The sequence below is a fragment of the Streptomyces sp. NPDC013317 genome (genome assembly GCF_055563155.1).
In genome coordinates, this window is the sequence record NZ_JBVHDX010000007.1 from 220,241 (window position 1) to 238,249 (window position 18,009).

Genomic DNA, 18,009 nt, shown 5'->3' on the forward strand with positions numbered 1-18,009 from the left:
CCTGGCCGCGGTCCGGTGGAAGCCGGTCCGCGGCGGCGGATTTTCCGCGATCAACCCCTCCTCGCAGCGACTCCTTTCGTGTCAGACTCTGCCGCGATCGTTCCCCCAGGCGATCCGCAGGCGACGAAGAGAACCACGCGAACCATGCGACGCATGCATGCGAAGGGATCGCAGACGTGAAGAGATTTGTCGTGGGCATGACCATCGGGTCGGCGCTCACCGCGCTCCTCGCCACGGGGCTACAGCCCGCCGTGGCGCAGGAGCTCCAGAACACGTCGTCGGAAGCCTCGGGGACGGCCTCCGCGCCCCGGTCCGACAACCGTCCAGGACCGCTCACGAAGCAACGCACCGAGCTGCGCGAGCAGGCGATCGACAAGATCGCCAAGGGGAAGGCCAAGGCTGACGCCCGCGGAGTGGTCGAGGTGGCCCCCGGCAAGTTCGTCGAGACCACGACCACCACGGCCGTCCGCGAGGAGAAGATCTTCACCATCCTCTCCGAGTTCGGCGACCAGGCAGCCGGGAAGTACGGCACGGTCCCCGGCCCGCTCCACAACGAGATACCCCGGCCGGACCGGACCGTGGACAACTCCAATGCCTGGACCGCCGATTTCGACAAGGCGTACTACGAGAACCTCTTCAACGGCTCCGGCGAGTCGATGAAGACGTACTACGAGAAGCTGTCGGGCGGCCGCTACTCGGTCACCAACACCGTCGAGGACTGGGTCAAGGTCCCCGGCAACGCCTCCCTCTACGGCGACAACGCCGTCGAGGACAACGGCGGTTCGTGGGCCTTCGTCCAGGACACCGGCGACGCCTGGTGGAACGCCCGGATCGCGGCGGGCGAGACCCCGGCGGAGATCGACGCCTACCTCGCCCAGTTCGACGTCTGGGACCGCAACGACTGGGACCACGACGGCGACTTCGACGAGGCCGACGGCTACATCGACCACTTCCAGGCCGTCCACGCCGGCATGGGCGAGGACGCGGGCGGCGGCGCACAGGGCGAGGACGCCATCTGGTCGCATCGCTGGTACGTCAACGGTGACGACTTCGGCCTCACCGGCCCTGACGTCGCCGGCACCCAGAACAAGGCGGGCGGCGCCCGGATCGGCCAGTCGAAGTACTGGCTGGGCGACTACACCACCGAGGGCGAGAACGGCGGACTCGGCGTCTTCTGCCACGAGTTCGGCCACGATCTCGGCCTGCCGGACTACTACGACACCGACGGCGGCGAGAACTCCACCGCCTTCTGGACACTGATGAGCTCCGGCTCCTGGCTGAGCCACGGCGCCTCCGCCAACGCCGGCATCGGCACCCACCCGGGCCTGATGGGCGCCGAGGAGAAGCTGTTCCTCGGCTGGCTCGACCACGCGAACGCCGAGCTCGGCACCTCCGGCTCGTACACCCTGAACCCGGCGCAGCTCCAGGTCACCGGCAAGGAGCAGGCGGTCCGCGTCGCCCTGCCGGACAAGACGAGCAGCACGAGCTACGCCACCCCGACCTCGGGCACGCACGCCTGGTGGACCGGGTCGGCGGACGGCCTGAACCAGTCCCTCACCCGGTCGGTCCCGGCCGCCTCGCGCGTCACCGTCAAGGCGAGCGCCTGGTACGAGATCGAGGCCGACTTCGACTACCTCTTCGCCGAGTACTCCCTCGACGGCGGCACGACCTGGGCCCGCGCGGGCGCGGCCGTCGACGGCTCCTCCGCCGGCAAGTGGACGACGCTGCGGTACGCGTACGACACCCAGGGCAAGGCCTCGCTGTTCCGCTTCCGCTACCAGACGGACGGCGGTGTCCACTTCGCCGGCGCGTTCCTGGACGACATCTCGTTCTCCGCCGGCGGGACGACGCTGGCGAGCGACGACGTCGAGCAGGGCGTCGGCGGCTGGACCGCCGGCGGCCGCTGGAAGATCTCGACCGGCACCGAGACGGCCACGTACCCGCGCTACTACCTGGTGGAGAACCGCGAGTACGTCGGCAGCGACGCACTCCTGGCCGAGGGCCCCTACCAGTTCAGCAAGGGCGTCACGGCACCCGACTGGGTGGAGTTCTTCCGGTACCAGAACGGCATGCTGGTCTGGTACGTCGACCGGTCCTACGACGACAACAACGTCAGCGCGCACCCGGGCGGCGGCCAGGCCATGGCGGTGGACGCCCGTCCGGCTCCGTTCCGGTTCGCCGACGGCACCGCCCCCAGCAACCGCCGTCAGCCCTTCGACGCGACCTTCGGCCTGGAGGCCACGGACGCGACCTGCCTCCACAAGGAGGCCCTGACGGGCAAGGGCAAGAGCCAGACGGTCGTCACCATGGCGGCGTGCGCGCCGTCGGTCCCGGGCATCGCGGTCTTCGACGACACGGACCCGAACGCGTACTACGACCCGGCCGCACCGCAGGCCAGCGTCAAGGTCGCGGGCCACGGCGTGAAGGTCACGGTGACCGGCGACGCCGGTGACGACCTGACGATCAGCGTGGTCAACCCGGCCGCGCACTGACACCCGGCGCGCACCACCCCGCGCGGGCGGTGCGGGGCCTCTCAGGCCTCCCGCACCGCCTGCGCCAGGTCCGTCAGGAACCGCACCACCCCCTGCGGCCCCGCCACCGACAGGTCGGCGCGGTCCGCGAGCTCCTTGACCTCCGTCGAGCCGCTGCAGACCAGCAGGCCCGGAGTGCCGTTCGAGCGGAGCTTCTCCACGGCCGCGAAGGCCGGCAGGTCGCCCAGGTCGTCCCCCGCGTACAGGACGGACCCGGCGCCCACCTCCCGTACGTACTCCGCGAGCGCCACGCCCTTGTCCATGCCGGGAGGGCGCAGTTCGAGGACCATGCGGCCGGGTTCGAGGACCAGGCCGTGGCGGGTGGCGAGGTCGGCGAGCGGGGCCTTGAGGGCCTCGAACGCCGCCTGGGGGTCGGTCGAGCGGCGCGTGTGCACGGCGACCGCGCGGCCCTTCTCCTCGATCCAGGTGCCCGGCCACGCGCCCACGCCGGCGAGGAAGCCGGGGAGTTCGGCGCGTACGGACGCCACTCCGGGGTGGACGGCGGAGGCCTGGACGGTGCCGGTGACCGCGTCCCAGCGCTCCGCGCCGTAGTGGCCGAGGACGACGAGGCGTTCGAGGCCGGGGACACCGGCGAAGCCGCCGTACCGTACCGCCACGCCCGCGGGACGGCCGGTCACCACCGCCACCGAGGCGATCCGCGGGGCGAGGGCGGCGAGCGCGGGGACGGCGCCGGGGTGGGCACGGGCCTGTTCGGGGTCGGGGACGATCTCGGCGAGCGTCCCGTCGAAGTCGAGGGCGACGACGGCCTTCTCCGGCCGCGCGAGAAGCGCGGCCAGACCGTCGCGGCCTGCGGACGTGGTCGGGTGCGGAAGGCTGCTGACCATACGACGACCCTACCGACGCCGGCTCACCGGCGCTGCTCCTTCTCGGCACGGACCCGGCGCAGCCGGTTGACGGTCACCGGGTCGTGCCGGAGGGCGCGCGGGTCGTCGAGGAGGGCGTTGAGGAGCTGGTAGTAGCGGGTCGCGGAGAGGCCGAGCTGCTCGCGGACGGCGCGCTCCTTGGCACCGGGGCCGGGCCAGGAGCGGCGCTCGACGGCGAGCACGGCGCGCTCCCGCTCCCGGAGCCCGGTGTCACCGGGACCCGCTTCCGCCTCGCCCGCTCCCGCGTCACCGGCTCCCGCGTCACCGGCTCCCGCGTGGCCCGCTTCCGCGTCACGGGCCCCGTCGCCGAGCCGCTCGTCGACGGGTCCGGAGTCGCTCGTGTCGGTCATACGAACAACCTATTACTCCGCGCCCTCGGCCGCCGTCGCCGCTCGTGCGATCTCGCCCAGCACGTCCGAGGGCTTCGCACCCGGGGTGACGGCCCTGCCGATGTTCTGCTTGACGAGGTCGCTGACCTGGGCCCAGGACGTCTTGCCGACCGGCGGGAGCTGCGAGTTCGGCAGCTCCGTGAGGAACTCGCGCAGGCTCGCGTGCTCCTCGTCGCTCTCCATCCGGGAGAACGCGCTGACCGTCACCGGCAGCAGGTCGTTGTCGCCCGCGAACTTCAGCACGTTCTCGTCGCTGAAGACGAAGTCGAGGAAGTCCCCGATCTCCTCGCGGTGTCCGTTCTGCTTGAAGCCCATGATCCAGTCGGCGACGCCCATGGACGCCTTGGACCTGCCGTTCACGCCGGGCAGCGCGACCTTGCCGACCTTGACGCCCTTCTTCTCGGCCTCCTGCATGAGCGAGGGGTGGCCGTTGAGCATGCCGACCTCACCGCGCGAGAAGGCGGCGAAGGCGTCCTTGCGGTTGAGCTTGCCGGGGGCGACGGGTCCGGTGAGCTTCTTCTGGACCAGGTTCGACTTCAGCCAGTCGAAGGTCTCGACGTTCTGCTCGGAGTCGATCCGGTAGCGGTCGGTGCCGTCGGTGTAGCCGTCGCCGCCGCTGAGCAGCCACATCATCGTCTCGGCCTGCGCCTCCTCCGGGCCGAGCGGCAGCGCGAAGGGGTAGGTGACGTCCTTGGCCTTGAGCTTCTGCGCGGCGGCGGCCAGCTCGTCCCAGGTGGCCGGCGGCTTGCTGATGCCGGCCCGCTCGAAGAGGTCCTCGTTGTAGAAGAGCAGCCGGGTGGAGGCGACGAAGGGCAGGCCGTACTGGGTGCGCTTGTGCTCGCCGGCGGAGGCGAGGGGGGCCTGGAAGTTGGCCTGGACGGGTATGGAGAGCAGCTCGTCGGCGGAGTAGAGCTCGTCGGCCGCCGCGTAGTCGGCGTAGGCGCCGATCTGGGCGATGTCGGGGGCCTGGCCCGCCTTGACCATCTCGGCGACCTTCCGGTCGACGTCGTTCCAGGACTCGATCTGGACCTCGACCTGGACGCCGGGGTGCTCCGCCTCGTAGGCGGTGGTGAGCTGTTCCCAGTACTTCTTGGTGGTGTCGCCACCGGTCAGGTCGTAGTCGGCCGCGACCAGCTTCAGGGTCACGTCGCCGGAGTCGCCACCGGTGAGACCGCAGCCGGAGAGTCCCGCGGTCATGCCCAGCGCGGCGAACGTCGCGGTCAGTCCAAGAAATCGCCGCTGCACAGCGTCGCCCCACCCTCATGCTCGTCGTTGAGCTGTGATTTTCACAGAAGAGGAAGCATAAGGTCTACACCACTTGGGTAGGCCTTCGGGATCCGGTGGAGACCTTGTGAAGCCGCGCCCGGGCGGCCGTCACCCGGATTTGTATCCGTGCGCAACAATATCGGCCAGTGGACTAGACCTTTCGGCCCCGCACGCGCGAGACTGTTCCCGTGAGACACGTCATCGCCCTCGATGTGGGCGGCACCGGCATGAAGGCCGCCCTCGTCGGCGCGGACGGCACCCTGCTCCACGAGGCACGGCGCGCCACCGGGCGCGAGCGCGGCCCCGAGGCCGTCGTCGAGACGATCCTCGACTTCGCCGCCGAGCTGCGCGCCTACGGACTGGAGCGGTACGGCGAGCCCGCCGCGGCCGCCGGAGTCGCCGTCCCCGGCATCGTCGACGCCGAGAACGGCATCGCCGTCTACGCCTCCAACCTCGGCTGGCGCGACGTCCCGATGCGCGCCCAGCTCAGCGAGCGCCTCGACGGCATCCCGGTCGCACTCGGCCACGACGTCCGCACCGGCGGCCTCGCCGAGGGCCGGATCGGCGCCGGGAACGGCGCCGACCGCTTCCTCTTCGTACCGCTCGGCACCGGGATCGCCGGCGCCATCGGCATCGGCGGTGTCATCGAGGCAGGCGCCCACGGCTACGCAGGCGAGATCGGCCACATCGTCGTCCGCCCCGGCGGCACCGAGTGCGGCTGCGGCCAGCGCGGCTGCCTGGAGCGGTACGCCTCCGCCTCCGCCGTCTCCCTCGCCTGGGCCGCCGCCTCCGGCGACCCGGACGCCGACGCCGCCGACTGCGCCAAGGCCGTCGAGTCCGGTGACGCCAGGGCCGTACAGGTCTGGCAGGACGCCGTCGACGCGCTCGCCGACGGCCTGGTCACCGCGCTCACCCTCCTGGACCCCCGCACGCTCATCATCGGTGGCGGTCTCGCCGAGGCCGGGGAAACCTTGTTCACACCACTGAGGGCCGCCGTGGAGGAACGCGTCACGTTCCAGAAACTGCCCGCCGTCGTCCCCGCGGCCCTCGGGGACACCGCCGGATGCCTGGGCGCGGGCCTCCTCGCCTGGGATCTTCTCTCCCTCGACTCGGAGGTATCCGCCTGATGGCCGTTTCCACAGTTCTCGCCGGTGCCCGTGTGGTGCTGCCGACCGGCATCGTCGAGAACGGACGGGTGATCGTCGACGGCGGTCGCATCGCGGGCGCCGCGCCCGCCGACGCGCCCGCGATCGACCTCACCGGCCATTGGGTCGTCCCCGGCTTCGTCGACATGCACAACCACGGCGGCGGCGGCGCCTCGTTCACCTCCGGCACCGTGGACCAGATCCTCACCGGCGTCCACACCCACCGGCTGCACGGCACCACCACCGTCGTCGCCTCCTTCGTGACCGGCGAGATGGACTTCCTGAGCACCCGCGCCGGGCTGCTCTCCGAACTCGCCGAACAGGGCGAGATCGCGGGCATCCACTTCGAGGGCCCGTTCATCGCGCCCTGCCGCAAGGGCGCGCACGACGAGACGCTGCTGCGCGACCCCGACCCGGCCGACGTCCGCAAGCTCATCGACGCCGCCCGCGGCCAGGCCAGGATGGTCACCCTCGCCACCGAACTGCCCGGCGGCATCGACTCCGTACGCCTGCTCGCCGAGCACGGCGTGGTCGCCGCGATCGGCCACACCGACGCGACGTACGAGCAGACCGTCGAGGCCATCGACGCGGGCGCCACCGTGGCGACCCACCTCTACAACGCGATGCCCACCCTCGGCCACCGCGCCCCCGGCCCGATCGCCGCGCTCCTGGAGGACGAGCGGATCACGGTCGAGCTGATCAACGACGGCACCCATCTGCACCCGGCCGCCCTGGAGCTGGCGTTCCATCACGCCGGGCCGCGGCGGGTCGCGTTCATCACGGACGCCATGGACGCGGCGGGCTTCGGCGACGGGCTCTACTCGCTCGGCCCCCTGGCCGTGGAGGTGAAGGAGGGCGTCGCGCGGCTCGTCGAGGGCGGCTCCATCGCGGGCTCGACCCTCACCCTGGACCGCGCGTTCAAGCGGGCCGCGACCGTCGACGGGCTGCCCGTCGAGTCCGTCGTCCAGGCCATCTCCGCCAACCCGGCCCGGGTGCTCGGCATCGACGACCGGGTCGGCTCGCTCGAACCCGGTAAGGACGCCGACCTCGTCGTCCTCGACGCGGCCTTCGACGTCAAGGGCGTGATGCGCAAGGGCGCTTGGGTGGTTGAGCCCGACCTGGCGTGATATCGCCCCATCAGCGGTACGGCGGTTGGTCCGGGGACTGGGCCAACCGCCTTCCTTTTGGCATGATCGTGGCGCGTTCTACGGCTGTTCCAGGAACTTTCGACGGGCTACGGGGGTACGGCAGGTGATTCTCACGGTCACCCTCAACACGGCGCTCGACCTCACGTACCGCGTCCCCGCCCTCACCCCGCACGCCTCCCACCGCGTGACGCAGGTGATCGAACGCCCCGGCGGCAAGGGCCTCAACGTCGCCCGCGTCCTCGCGGCCCTCGGCCACGAGGCGGTCGTGACCGGCTTCGCGGGCGGCTCCACCGGCGAGATCCTGCGCGGGCACCTGGCGGCGACCCCGGTCCGCGACGAGCTGGTCCCGATCGCGGGACACACCCGCCGCACCGTCGCGATCGCCGACACCACGACCGGCGACACCACCCAGCTGAACGAGCCGGGCCCGGCCATCACCCCCGCCGAGTGGACGACCCTCACGGCCCGTTACACCGGCCTCCTCGCCGGCGCCTCCGCGGTGGCCCTCTGCGGCAGCCTCCCGCCCGGCATCCACGTCGGCGCGTACGCCGAGCTGATCAGGCTCGCCCGCACCGCCGGCGTCCCCGTCCTCCTCGACACCAGCGGCGAGCCCCTGCGGCGCGGCATCGCGGCCCGCCCCGACGTGGTCAAGCCGAACGCCGACGAGCTGGCCCAGCTCACCGGCTCGCGCGAACCGCACCGCGCCACCCGCGACGCCCGCCGCCGCGGCGCGCACGCGGTCGTCTCCTCGCTGGGCCCCCAGGGCATGCTGGCCGCGACCCCCGACGGCCTCTGGCACGCGTCCCCGCCGGCCGCGGTGAAGGGCAACCCGACGGGCGCCGGAGACTCGGCCGTCGCGGGCCTCCTCGCCGGCCTGGTCGACCGCCTCCCCTGGCCGGACCGCCTCACCCAGGCGGTCGCCCTCTCGGCGGCGACGGTCCTCTCCCCGGTGGCGGGCGAGTTCGACCGCGGCGCGTACGAGGACCTGCTGCCGCGCGTGACGGTCACCGAACAGCCGGCGGCCGCGTAACGCAGCGAGAGGCCCCGCGAGAACCGGTCGGTTCTCGCGGGGCCTCTCCCATGAGCCGGCCGGCTCAGAGGTTGCTGATCTTCACCCAGTCGAGGATCACGTCGCACTGGTTCCCCTGCTCGCAGGAGAGCTTGATCGTGTTCTGGCCCTTCTGGAGCGAGACCTGCGACCAGGTGGTCTGCCAGTTCTTCTCCAGGTTCGGGTCCGACGAACCGATGAAGTTCTTCAGGTTCATCGGGTTCGTGTTCGCCTTGTCGTTGACGGTCACGGTGGCGTTGGCGTCCTTCGCGGGGACCGCGTACCGGACCTCCATCTTGTACGTACCGGCCTCGGGGACCTCGGTCTTCCAGGTCGCGGACGCACCGACGCTGTTGAATCCGGCCACGTAGGTGCCGCCCGCACCCTTCGCGCCCTTGATGGTCTTCTCGAGGTGCGCGCTGCCGCCGAGCTGGAGGACCGCCGCGTCCTGCTGCGGCAGCGCCGCCGGGGAGTCGTCGGGGCTGGGCTCGGCGCTCGGGCTCTCGGTGACCTCCGAGGAACCGCCGGTCGGCTTGCCGCCCGCGGTGCCGCCGTCGGTCTCCTCGCCGCCCTTGTTGGTGATGATGGCGGCCGTGATTCCGATCACGACGACCGCGACGACCGCGATCGCGCCGACCAGCAGGCCGCGCGTGTTGGGGCCGCGGCCGCCGCCACCGCCGCGCTGGGACGGGATCGGCGACTGCCGGGTCTGCTGGTTGCCCGGGTACGTCTCGGGTGCCGCGTACTGCGGATGCGGCTGTCCGTACCCCGGCTGCTGCGGAACCTGCCCAGGCGGCGGACCGTACTGCTGCTGGCCGCCGTACTGGCGCTCGCCGACCGTTCTGACCTGGTTGTACGAGGTTCGCGGGACACCCGGCTGCGCGGCCGGTCCGGGGTAGCCGTAGCCACCGCCCTGACCCGGGGGCTGGGCGCCCGCCGCCTGGCCGTCCGCGTACAGGTAGCCGAACGGATCGTCGTTCTCGGGCGTGTTCGCGCCGTCGTTACCGGCAGCCATCCGGTCACTCCTATCCCATGCTCGCCAGCCGTCGCCGACCGGCCGAGCCTACCCCGAACGGGGAAGTCGACGATCCGGTCCTTGACAAGGAGGGGTGCCGTGGGCGGCTATCCGGCGCGCCGGTGGACCTTGGCGCGCGACCGCTTCTCGATGTACATCCGCTGGTCGGCGGAGTTCAGGACCTCTTCGACGGTCATGCCGCACTCGGCCCAGCCGATGCCGAAACTCGCCCCGACCCGGACCGCCCGGCCGTCCACCCGGATCGGCGGAATGATCGCGTTTCGGAGCCTTACGGCGAGGTCCGCGGCGTCGGCGGCGCCCAGGCCGTCGGCGAGGACGACGAACTCGTCACCTCCGAGACGGGCGACCGTGTCCCCGTCCCGTACGCCGGTGGTGAGCCGCCGGGCGACCTCGATGAGGACCGCGTCGCCGGTGTGGTGCCCGAACCGGTCGTTGATCGACTTGAAGCCGTCGAGGTCGCAGAAGAGCACCGCGAGCCCCTTCGTGCCGTCGTCGATCTCCCCGCCGGCGGGCGCGACGGAGTGGACGTGGTGGTCGTACGGCCCGCCGGCGCCGGGCCCGGCGTCGAAGCCGAAGCCGTGCTCGTGCCCGTACGGGGCGTCGTAGTCGGTCTCTGGGGTGGCGTGCGGGCGCTCGCAGAGCCGGGCGCTGAGCCGGGAGCGCAGCTCGGCGCTGTTGGGCAGGCCGGTGAGCGCATCGTGGGAGGCGCGGTGGGCGAGCTGCAGCTCGTGGCGCTTGCGCTCCTCGATGTCCTCGACGTGGGTGAGGAGGAAGCGGGGCCCGTCGGCGGTGTCGGCGACGACCGAGTTACGGAGGGAGACCCAGACGTACGTCCCGTCGCGGCGGCCGAGCCGCAGCTCGGCGCGGCCGCCCTCCGCGGAGGTGCGCAGCAGGGTCCCGATGTCCTCGGGGTGGACGAGGTCGGCGAAGGAGTAGCGGCGCATCACGGAGGCGGGCCGGCCGAGGAGCCGGCAGAGGGCGTCGTTGGTGCGCAGCAGCCGGCCGTGCTGGTCGCCGCCCATCTCCGCGATGGCCATGCCGGAGGGCGCGTACTCGAAGGCCTGGCGGAACGACTCTTCACTGGCGCGCAGGGCCTGCTGCTCGCGCTCCAGACGGACCAGGGCGCGCTGCATGTTTGCTCGCAGCCGGGCGTTGCTGATCGCAATCGCGGACTGCGAGGCGTACATCTGCAGGGCCTCCTGGCCCCAGGGGCCGGGGTGCCTGCCGTTGCGGGGCCGGTCGACGGAGATGACACCGAGAAGCTCGCGTCCGGAGCCGGAGGAGTACATCGGGGCGTAGAGGCGGTCGTGCGGATGCCACTCGTCCTCGAAGCGCGGGGCGGGGCCTTCGGTGTGCCACTGGGGGACGTCGTCCTCGATGAGGACCCAGCCCTCGGTGTGCGGTATGAACCGCAGGTCACCCCAGGCGACACCCATGGAGAGACGGCGTTCCCAGGACGAGCGGGAGCCGACACGGCCGGTGATCAGTGCTTCGGCCGCGGGACTGCCGGCGAAGGCGGCGACGACGAGATCACCGTCGGGGCGTACGAGGTTGACGCAGGCCAGCTCATAGTTGAGGCCCGCGACGATGCCGTCGGCGACGGTCTGCAGGGTGTCCGCCAGACTGCGGGCTGTATTGAGGTCGGCCACGACCTGATGCAGCTGCCGCAGGGTCGCAAGACGGACGTACGGCTCCGACTCGGTCTCCATCGCTCGCTCTCCCCGAGACCTCGACAGCAACTCCAGGGTTCTCATCGGCTCTCGTACTGCACTGTCTCCGCCACTGAATCACAGCGAGCTGTGCACCCGGTACACAGGGTCAACAAATACTGCGCTCTGTGACTCAAGTCACAAGACGTGATGAAGCGTGCCAGGGGGTACCCGTAACCGACCCCCACCCTTCCTGAACGCAAAGTGAACGGCGGGCGACCAGCAGGGGCTTCACGTGTCACCGCTTCCGGGACCGAGGTCCTAGGACCGGCGGGGGTGCCCGGTCTGGTCCCGGGGCCCGATGTCGCGGTCCGCGGGGCGGAGCTAGCGTGCGGATGTGCTGACGACGACCCTCACCTCGCCCCCCACCTCGGATCTGGCGATCCCTCATGCTGAGGGGGTGAGCAACGACGAGTTCCGGGCGGCGATGTCCCGCCTCGCGGCGGGCGTGGTCCTGGTGACGGCCCACGACCCGGACGACGGGCCGCGCGGCGAGGACGTCGGGATGACCGCGACCGCGTTCATGTCGGTCTCCCTGGACCCGCCGCTGGTCATGGTGAGCCTGCGCAACGGCTCCCGCATGGACGACCTGCTGACGGAGGTCCCCGTCTGGGCGGTCTCGGTACTCGCGGAGAACCAGCGCCACGTCGCCGGCCGTTTCGCGATGAAGGGCCGGGTGAGCGACCGTCTCCTCTTCGCGGACATCCCGTGCACCCGGGGCGAGGAGAGCGGCGCGCCCCTGGTGACCGGCGCGCTGGCGACGCTCGAATGCCGTACGGAGAACCGCGTGGTGGCGGGCGATCACACCCTGGTGGTGGCCCGCGTCCTGACGTCCTCGGTGCCGAGCGCGACGCAGGACTCCCCGCTGACGTACTTCCGGGGCAAGTACCGGCACCTGGCCTGAGCCGCCGAGGACGCGGCACAGGCGCGGCACAGGGTTCGCCCACGTGCCGGCCCCATTCGCGGGTCGGCCCCACTCGCCCGTCAGCCCCAGTCGCGGCCCTGGCGGCCCCGTTTCGTCTCCGAGCGCTGCTTCTTCACCCTCAGCCGGCGCTCGTTGATCCCCCGCGGGATCTTCGTCGCCCGGCGCGGCTTCGGCGGCGGGGCCGTCGCCTCCGCGAGGAGCGCGGCGAGACGCACCGCCGCCGTCTCGCGGTTGCGCCACTGCGAGCGGTGCTCCGACGCGCGGACCGTCACGACCCCGCCGACCAGCCGCGAGGCCAGCCGTTCGAGGGCGCGTGCCTTCCAGACCTCGGGCAGCGCCTCCGTCGACGCCAGGTCGAAACGGAGCTCCACCTGCGAGTCACTGGTGTTGACGTGCTGCCCGCCCGGCCCCGACGACCGCGAGAAACGCCACATGAGCTCGGCCTCGGGCAGCGAGACGGAGCCGCGGATCAGATAGGGACCGGACATGTCATCCATGTTCCCCGGACGGGCTCCCGCACGTCATCCTGTTTTCGCACCGCGGCGACACCGGTCCTGGACCGTGGAACCGGCGGGGCACCGTCCGCGTTATCCCGTGTGACGACATCACGAAGGTCACGAAGAAAGGCACATCCCATGGCTGTAAGCCTGTCCAAGGGCGGCAATGTCTCCCTGACGAAGGAGGCTCCGGGCCTGACCGCCGTCACCGTGGGCCTCGGCTGGGACGTCCGCACGACCACCGGCACGGACTTCGACCTCGACGCCTCGGCCATCGGCGTCGACGCCGCCGGCAAGGTCGCCTCCGACGCGCACTTCGTCTTCTTCAACAACAAGTCCACGCCGGACCAGACCATCGTCCACACCGGTGACAACCGCACCGGCGAGGGCGGCGGCGACGACGAGCAGATCAACGTGAACCTCGCCGCGCTGCCCCCGAACGTGGACAAGATCGTCTTCCCGGTCTCCATCTACGACGCGGTCAACCGCACGCAGAACTTCGGCCAGGTCCGGAACGCGTACATCCGCATCATCAACCAGGCCGGCGGCGCCGAGATCGCCCGCTACGACCTCTCCGAGGACGCCGCCGTCGAGACCGCGATGGTCTTCGGCGAGCTGTACCGCAACGGACAGGAGTGGAAGTTCCGCGCGGTCGGCCAGGGTTACGCCTCGGGCCTCGAGGGCATCGCCCGCGACTTCGGCGTCAACCTCTGACGTACGTACGGCGGTAGGACGGCTTCAGCCACACAGGCAGGGCCCACCCACACAGGCAGGGCCCACCGCACAGCCCGGCAGCCGCACGGCCAGGCGGCCATACAGGCAGCCGCACAGGCGGCCGAAGCCGTCCCCCGGGAGAGCCCCGGCGCGACCACCGCGCCGGGGCTCTACCCTTGCCCGCGTGATCGTCGAACCGCTCACCCCGGCCGAGGCCCACGCCCTCCCCGGCCCGCTGCTCACCGAACTCACCGTGCTGTACGCCTCGAACCGGGCGTTCCACGAACTCACCGGCGACTTCCCCGACCCCGACGACATCCGGACCGAACAGGTCGCCGCCGCCCTCGCCGACGAGTTCGCGCAGCCCGGCACCGAGGTGCTGCTGGCCCGCTCCGAGGGCCGGCTCGTCGGGATCGCCGTCACGCTCGCCCACCACCCCGACCCCGCCGACCCCGACCCCTGGCTCGGCCTGCTCATGATCGAGGGCGGCGCCCACCGCACCGGTCACGGCCGCCGGCTCGCCACCGCCGTCGAGGACCGCTTCCGCGCCGCGGGCCGTACGGGACTCAGGCTCGCGGTCCTGGAGGACAACGCGAAGGCCCTCGCGTTCTGGACCGCCCTCGGCTACGAGGAGACCGCGCGCCGGCCCGACCGCGCCCGCGCCCGGCCCTGCGTCGTCCTCCGTAAGAGACTCGCGGAGAAAAAGTCCGGCGGTGATGTCGAGAACGCGCAACCGGCTCCGTCCCCGAAGTGAACGTGACCACAATGGGTCGCATCAGCACCGAGGAGAACCATCATGGCCAAGTACCTGCTGCTCAAGCACTACCGTGGCGCCCCGGCGGCGGTGAACGACGTCCCCATGGACCGGTGGACGCCGGAGGAGATCTCGGCGCACATGCAGTACATGCAGGACTTCGCGGACCGGCTGGAGAAGTCCGGCGAGTTCGTCGACGGTCAGGCGCTCGCGCCCGAGGGTGCGTGGGTCCGGTACGACGGTGAGGGGCGCCCGCCGGTCACCGACGGCCCCTTCGCCGAGACCAAGGACCTCATCGCCGGCTGGATGATCATCGACGTCGACAGCTACGACCGCGCCGTCGAACTGGCCGGGGAGCTGTCGGCCGCCCCCGGGGCGGGCGGCAAGCCGATCCACGAGTGGCTGGAACTGCGCCCGTTCTACGGTGTGCGGCCCACCGTCACCGACTGACCTCACCGATGGACGAGGCACAGCTCCGGAGCCTCACACCGGGCGTCCTCGCGATCCTCGTCCGCCGCGGAGCCGACTTCGCGGCGGCCGAGGACGCCGTCCAGGACGCCCTGGTCGAGGCCGTCCGCGTCTGGCCGGCAGATCCTCCCCGGGACCCCAAGGGCTGGCTGGTCACCGTGGCCTGGCGCAAGTTCCTCGACGCGACCCGGGCCGACACGGCCCGCCGCCGCCGCGAGGACCGCGTCGACGAGGAGCCGCCGCCCGGCCCCGCACCCGCGGTGGACGACACGCTCCAGCTCTACTTCCTGTGCGCCCACCCGTCGCTGACGCCCTCGTCCGCGGTCGCGCTCACCCTGCGCGCCGTCGGCGGGCTGACCACCCGCCAGATCGCCCACGCCTACCTGGTGCCGGAGGCGACGATGGCGCAGCGGATCAGCCGGGCCAAGCGCACCGTCTCCGGGGTGCGGTTCGACCAGCCCGGCGACGTCGCCACCGTGCTGCGCGTCCTCTACCTGGTCTTCAACGAGGGCTACTCGGGAGACGTCGACCTCGCCGCCGAGGCCGTCCGGCTCACCCGGCAGCTCGCGGCCGTGATCGACCATCCCGAAGTGGCGGGGCTGCTCGCCCTGATGCTCCTCCACCACGCCCGGCGCGCCTCCCGGACCGCACCGGACGGCAGCCTGGTCCCGCTCGCCGAGCAGGACCGCGGCCGATGGGACACCCGGGCGATCGCCGAGGGGGTACGGATCCTGCAGGCGGCCCTCGCCCGCGACCGGCTCGGCGAGTTCCAGGCCCAGGCCGCCATCGCGGCGCTCCACGCGGACGCGCCGACCGCCGAGGAGACCGACTGGGTGCAGATCGTCGAGTGGTACGACGAGCTCGCGCGGCTGACCGACAGTCCGGTGGTCCGGCTCAACCGCGCGGTGGCGGTCGGCGAGGCCGACGGCCCGCGCGCGGGCCTGGCGGCGCTCGCCGCACTGGACGACTCCCTGCCGCGCCACACGGCGGTCGCCGCCTACCTGCACGAGCGGGACGGGGACGGGGCGACGGCGGCACGGCTGTACGCCGACGCGGCCCGCAGGGCCCCCAACCTCGCCGAACGCGACTACCTGACACGCCAGGCCGCCCGCCTCAACACCGAGGGGCAGGGCTGACGGGTCCGGTCTGCCGGGGGTGTACGGACCGGCCCGGGGGCCGCCGTCACGGCGTGGCCGGCCGGCCCTTCCCGTACAGCCACACGTCCCACACCTCGTCGTCGAGATCCCGGCCGGCCACGTCCTCCACATAGGCCGTGAAGTCGGCGGTGGAGGCGGTGCCATGGCGGTGGGCGGCGGGCCAGCCCGCGAGGATCTCGAAGAACTTCTCGTCACCGACCGCCTGCCGGACCTTGTGCACCACCATCGCGCCCCGCTGGTACACCGGCGGGTCGAAGAGGTTCTCCGCCGCGGGCGGCTCGGCCGGCGGGAAGGCCCAGTTGGCGTCCACGGGGAACGCCGACTCGAAGCTGCGCTGCGCCGGGGTGTCCTCGAAGTCCTCCGCGTACAGCCACTCCGCGTACACCGCGAAGCCCTCGCTGAGCCAGATGTCCTGCCAGGTCGCGGGCGTGACCGAGTTGCCGTACCACTGGTGCGCCAGCTCGTGGGCGAGGATCTCCGGTGTGAAGGCGTCCTGCGGGAAGACCGGCCGGGTCTGGGTCTCCAGCGCGTAGCCCGCGTCCGCGGTCCGTTCGACGATCGCGCCCGTGGCGGAGAAGGGGTACGGGCCGAAGTTCTCCTCCTGCCAGGCGACGACCTCGGGGATACGGTCCAGCAGCGGCGCGCTCTTCGCGGCGACGGTCGGGTCCGCGGCGGTCAGGACGGGCAGCCCGGACGGGGTCGCCGAGGCCTTCGTCACGTACCGGCCCACGCCGACGGTCGCGAGATAGCTGGCCATCGGCTCGGCGACGTGCCAGACGGACGTCGTCCGGCCGTTCGCGGTGCGCTCCGAGGTCCGCACACCGTTGGAGATCGCCTGCGTCCCGGCCGGGACGGTGAGCGTGATGTCGTACGTCGCCTTGTCGGAGGGGTGGTGGTTGCCGGGGAACCACGCCATGGAGCCGGTCGGCTGACCGAGCGCGAGCGCCCCGTCCGCGGTCCGCAGCCAGCCCTCCTGCGAGCCGTCCGGGTCCGTGATCGTCCGGGGTACGCCGGCGTACGTGACCTTCGCGCGGAACACGTCGCCCTTGTCGATGTCGTCGCGGGGCCGGAGCGTCAGCTCGTTCCCGGCCCGGTTGACCGCGGCCGGGACGTCGTCCACGGAGGCCGACGTGACGGAGAGACCGGCGAGGTCGAGGTTGAAGGCGCTGAGGTCCTGCGTGGCACGGGCCGTGATCATGGCCGTTGCGTCGAGCCGGCCCTGCCGGGGCTCGTAGCGGAGGTCGAGCGCGTAGTGGGTGACGTCGTAGCCGCCGTTGCCGAGCCTGGGGAAGTACGGGTCGCGCAGCCCGGCCGCGCCGGGCGTACCGCTCACCCCGCCCACGTCGACGCCGCCGTCCGCGGCCGCGGTGCAGCCGCCGAGGACGAGCAGCGCGGCGAGGGCTCCTGCCAGGCCGGTTCTGCTCCGTATGTCCACCAGTCGATCTTAGGCAGGGGTACGGCTGCGGTGCCGCCCGACGGGGTACGGCGACGGGTGCCGCCCGGCGGGGGGCCGGGCGGCACCGGGATCGTGCGGGCGCCGGTTCCTTCCCGGGGTTACTCCGAGAGCGACGCGAGGCCCGCCTGCGCGAACTTCTCGTCGAGGTCGCCGCTCGGCGCACCGGCGACACCGATGCCGGCGATCGGCGCGCCCTTGGCGGTCACCGGGACGCCGCCGCCGAGGAACAGGGTGCCGGGGATGTCCTTCAGGTTCGGGGCCTGGGCGAGGCGCTTGGCCAGCTCCGAGGTGGGGGCGTTCCAGGAGACCGCGGTGAACGCCTTGCGCTCGGCCGACTCGTACGACTGCGGGCCGGCGCCGTCGCCGCGCAGGGTCACGATGGTGTTGCCGTTGCGGTCCACGACGGCGACCGTGATCCGCTGGTTCTCGTCCTCGGCGGCGTCCAGGGTGGCCTGCGCGGCCTCGGTGGCGGCGGCGATCGTCAGGTGCGTGGTCTGCTGGAGGTTCTTGTTCGACGCGTCGGCCTTGGCGGCGACGGCGGGCGCGGCGGCCGGGGCGGAAGCGTTCGCGGAGACGGCGCCGAACGTGCCGGCGGCGGCGATGGCGACGGTGGCGGCACCGAAGGCGATCTTCTTCTTCATGACGGGCTCCTGGGGCTGTGGCGGTGGTCGGTCCGGTTCGAGGCGGGTCGTTCGTTTGCTCTGCCATCGATCCTCCGGCCGGAACCCGGCCCGTACGGTCCACGGACCGGATGCCGCCGTCGCGCATGATGGACGACGGGGGTGTCAGCCGATCGGTTGATGCCCCTCTGGTCCTCCTGGGCCAGTATGGATACGTATCCCCAGGTCAGAAGGTTTCTCCCCCGGTCAGAGGAGTACGTGT

Annotated in this window: 17 protein-coding genes; 9 read left to right on the forward strand and 8 right to left on the reverse strand. The window is 72.0% G+C overall.

Going from position 1 to position 18,009, the window contains the following annotated elements; all coding sequences use genetic code 11:
• Nucleotides 1-176 precede the first annotated feature (176 nt).
• A complete protein-coding gene (locus tag ACZ3IJ_RS20330) occupies nt 177-2,492 on the forward strand; it encodes an immune inhibitor A domain-containing protein (RefSeq protein ID WP_467470046.1) in 2,316 nt (771 codons plus the stop codon).
• A gap of 41 nt (nt 2,493-2,533) precedes the next feature.
• Here ACZ3IJ_RS20330 and otsB read toward each other — a convergent pair whose 3' ends face one another.
• From otsB to ACZ3IJ_RS20345, 3 genes are read right to left on the reverse strand one after another with little or no spacing between them, the layout of a single operon-like run.
• Nucleotides 2,534-3,376 (reverse strand): trehalose-phosphatase, encoded by an 843-nt coding sequence (gene otsB / locus ACZ3IJ_RS20335; protein ID WP_467470048.1) that lies wholly within the window; start codon nt 3,374-3,376, stop codon nt 2,534-2,536.
• A gap of 23 nt (nt 3,377-3,399) precedes the next feature.
• Nucleotides 3,400-3,765, reverse strand: coding sequence for a DUF3263 domain-containing protein (locus ACZ3IJ_RS20340; protein ID WP_467470050.1), 366 nt, complete (start codon nt 3,763-3,765; stop codon nt 3,400-3,402).
• 12 nt (nt 3,766-3,777) lie between these two features.
• Nucleotides 3,778-5,049: an extracellular solute-binding protein gene (locus ACZ3IJ_RS20345; RefSeq protein WP_467470051.1), complete on the reverse strand. Its 1,272-nt coding sequence runs from the start codon at nt 5,047-5,049 to the stop codon at nt 3,778-3,780.
• Nucleotides 5,050-5,258: 209 nt separating this feature from the next.
• On the opposite strand from ACZ3IJ_RS20345, the gene ACZ3IJ_RS20350 reads away from it, so the two are divergent.
• The 3 genes from ACZ3IJ_RS20350 to ACZ3IJ_RS20360 all read left to right on the forward strand — a co-directional run bounded on the left by ACZ3IJ_RS20350 (nt 5,259) and on the right by ACZ3IJ_RS20360 (nt 8,393).
• On the forward strand, nt 5,259-6,197 hold the full coding sequence (locus ACZ3IJ_RS20350; protein WP_391800340.1) for an ROK family protein: 939 nt from the start codon (nt 5,259-5,261) through the stop codon (nt 6,195-6,197).
• The gene (gene nagA, locus ACZ3IJ_RS20355) at nt 6,197-7,342 is read left to right on the forward strand and encodes an N-acetylglucosamine-6-phosphate deacetylase (protein WP_467470054.1); all 1,146 of its coding nucleotides are present in this window, start codon (nt 6,197-6,199) and stop codon (nt 7,340-7,342) included. The genes ACZ3IJ_RS20350 and nagA overlap by 1 nt, the downstream gene beginning before the upstream one ends.
• A 124-nt stretch (nt 7,343-7,466) precedes the next feature.
• Nucleotides 7,467-8,393, forward strand: coding sequence for a 1-phosphofructokinase family hexose kinase (locus tag ACZ3IJ_RS20360; protein WP_467470056.1), 927 nt, complete (start codon nt 7,467-7,469; stop codon nt 8,391-8,393).
• Between the two features lie 64 nt (nt 8,394-8,457).
• On the opposite strand, the gene ACZ3IJ_RS20365 is transcribed toward ACZ3IJ_RS20360, so the two are convergent.
• Both ACZ3IJ_RS20365 and cdgB read right to left on the reverse strand, forming a co-directional pair.
• Nucleotides 8,458-9,426: a CBM35 domain-containing protein gene (locus ACZ3IJ_RS20365; RefSeq protein ID WP_467470058.1), complete on the reverse strand. Its 969-nt coding sequence runs from the start codon at nt 9,424-9,426 to the stop codon at nt 8,458-8,460.
• Nucleotides 9,427-9,533: 107 nt separating this feature from the next.
• Complete coding sequence (gene cdgB, locus ACZ3IJ_RS20370; protein WP_467470059.1) at nt 9,534-11,156, reverse strand: diguanylate cyclase CdgB; 1,623 nt, start codon at nt 11,154-11,156, stop codon at nt 9,534-9,536.
• A gap of 337 nt (nt 11,157-11,493) precedes the next feature.
• Here cdgB and ACZ3IJ_RS20375 point away from each other — a divergent pair, with 337 nt between their 5' ends.
• Complete coding sequence (locus ACZ3IJ_RS20375; RefSeq protein WP_467470061.1) at nt 11,494-12,060, forward strand: flavin reductase family protein; 567 nt, start codon at nt 11,494-11,496, stop codon at nt 12,058-12,060.
• Nucleotides 12,061-12,140: 80 nt separating this feature from the next.
• On the opposite strand, the gene arfB is transcribed toward ACZ3IJ_RS20375, so the two are convergent.
• Complete coding sequence (gene arfB / locus ACZ3IJ_RS20380; RefSeq protein WP_361676583.1) at nt 12,141-12,578, reverse strand: alternative ribosome rescue aminoacyl-tRNA hydrolase ArfB; 438 nt, start codon at nt 12,576-12,578, stop codon at nt 12,141-12,143.
• Nucleotides 12,579-12,716: 138 nt separating this feature from the next.
• On the opposite strand from arfB, the gene ACZ3IJ_RS20385 reads away from it, so the two are divergent.
• From ACZ3IJ_RS20385 to ACZ3IJ_RS20400, 4 genes are all read left to right on the forward strand, one after another.
• A complete protein-coding gene (locus tag ACZ3IJ_RS20385) occupies nt 12,717-13,292 on the forward strand; it encodes a TerD family protein (protein WP_352190192.1) in 576 nt (191 codons plus the stop codon).
• A 184-nt stretch (nt 13,293-13,476) separates the two neighbouring features.
• Nucleotides 13,477-14,046, forward strand: a complete 570-nt coding sequence (locus ACZ3IJ_RS20390) for a GNAT family N-acetyltransferase (RefSeq protein ID WP_467470064.1) — start codon at nt 13,477-13,479, stop codon at nt 14,044-14,046.
• A gap of 42 nt (nt 14,047-14,088) precedes the next feature.
• On the forward strand, nt 14,089-14,496 hold the full coding sequence (locus tag ACZ3IJ_RS20395; protein ID WP_467470066.1) for a YciI family protein: 408 nt from the start codon (nt 14,089-14,091) through the stop codon (nt 14,494-14,496).
• 8 nt (nt 14,497-14,504) lie between these two features.
• Nucleotides 14,505-15,650: an RNA polymerase sigma factor gene (locus tag ACZ3IJ_RS20400; protein WP_467470069.1), complete on the forward strand. Its 1,146-nt coding sequence runs from the start codon at nt 14,505-14,507 to the stop codon at nt 15,648-15,650.
• Nucleotides 15,651-15,696: 46 nt separating this feature from the next.
• On the opposite strand, the gene ACZ3IJ_RS20405 is transcribed toward ACZ3IJ_RS20400, so the two are convergent.
• On the reverse strand, nt 15,697-17,106 hold the full coding sequence (locus tag ACZ3IJ_RS20405) for a M1 family metallopeptidase (protein WP_467470073.1): 1,410 nt from the start codon (nt 17,104-17,106) through the stop codon (nt 15,697-15,699).
• 119 nt (nt 17,107-17,225) lie between these two features.
• Nucleotides 17,226-17,768, reverse strand: coding sequence for a GlcG/HbpS family heme-binding protein (locus ACZ3IJ_RS20410; RefSeq protein ID WP_467470075.1), 543 nt, complete (start codon nt 17,766-17,768; stop codon nt 17,226-17,228).
• Between the last annotated feature and the right edge of the window lie 241 nt (nt 17,769-18,009).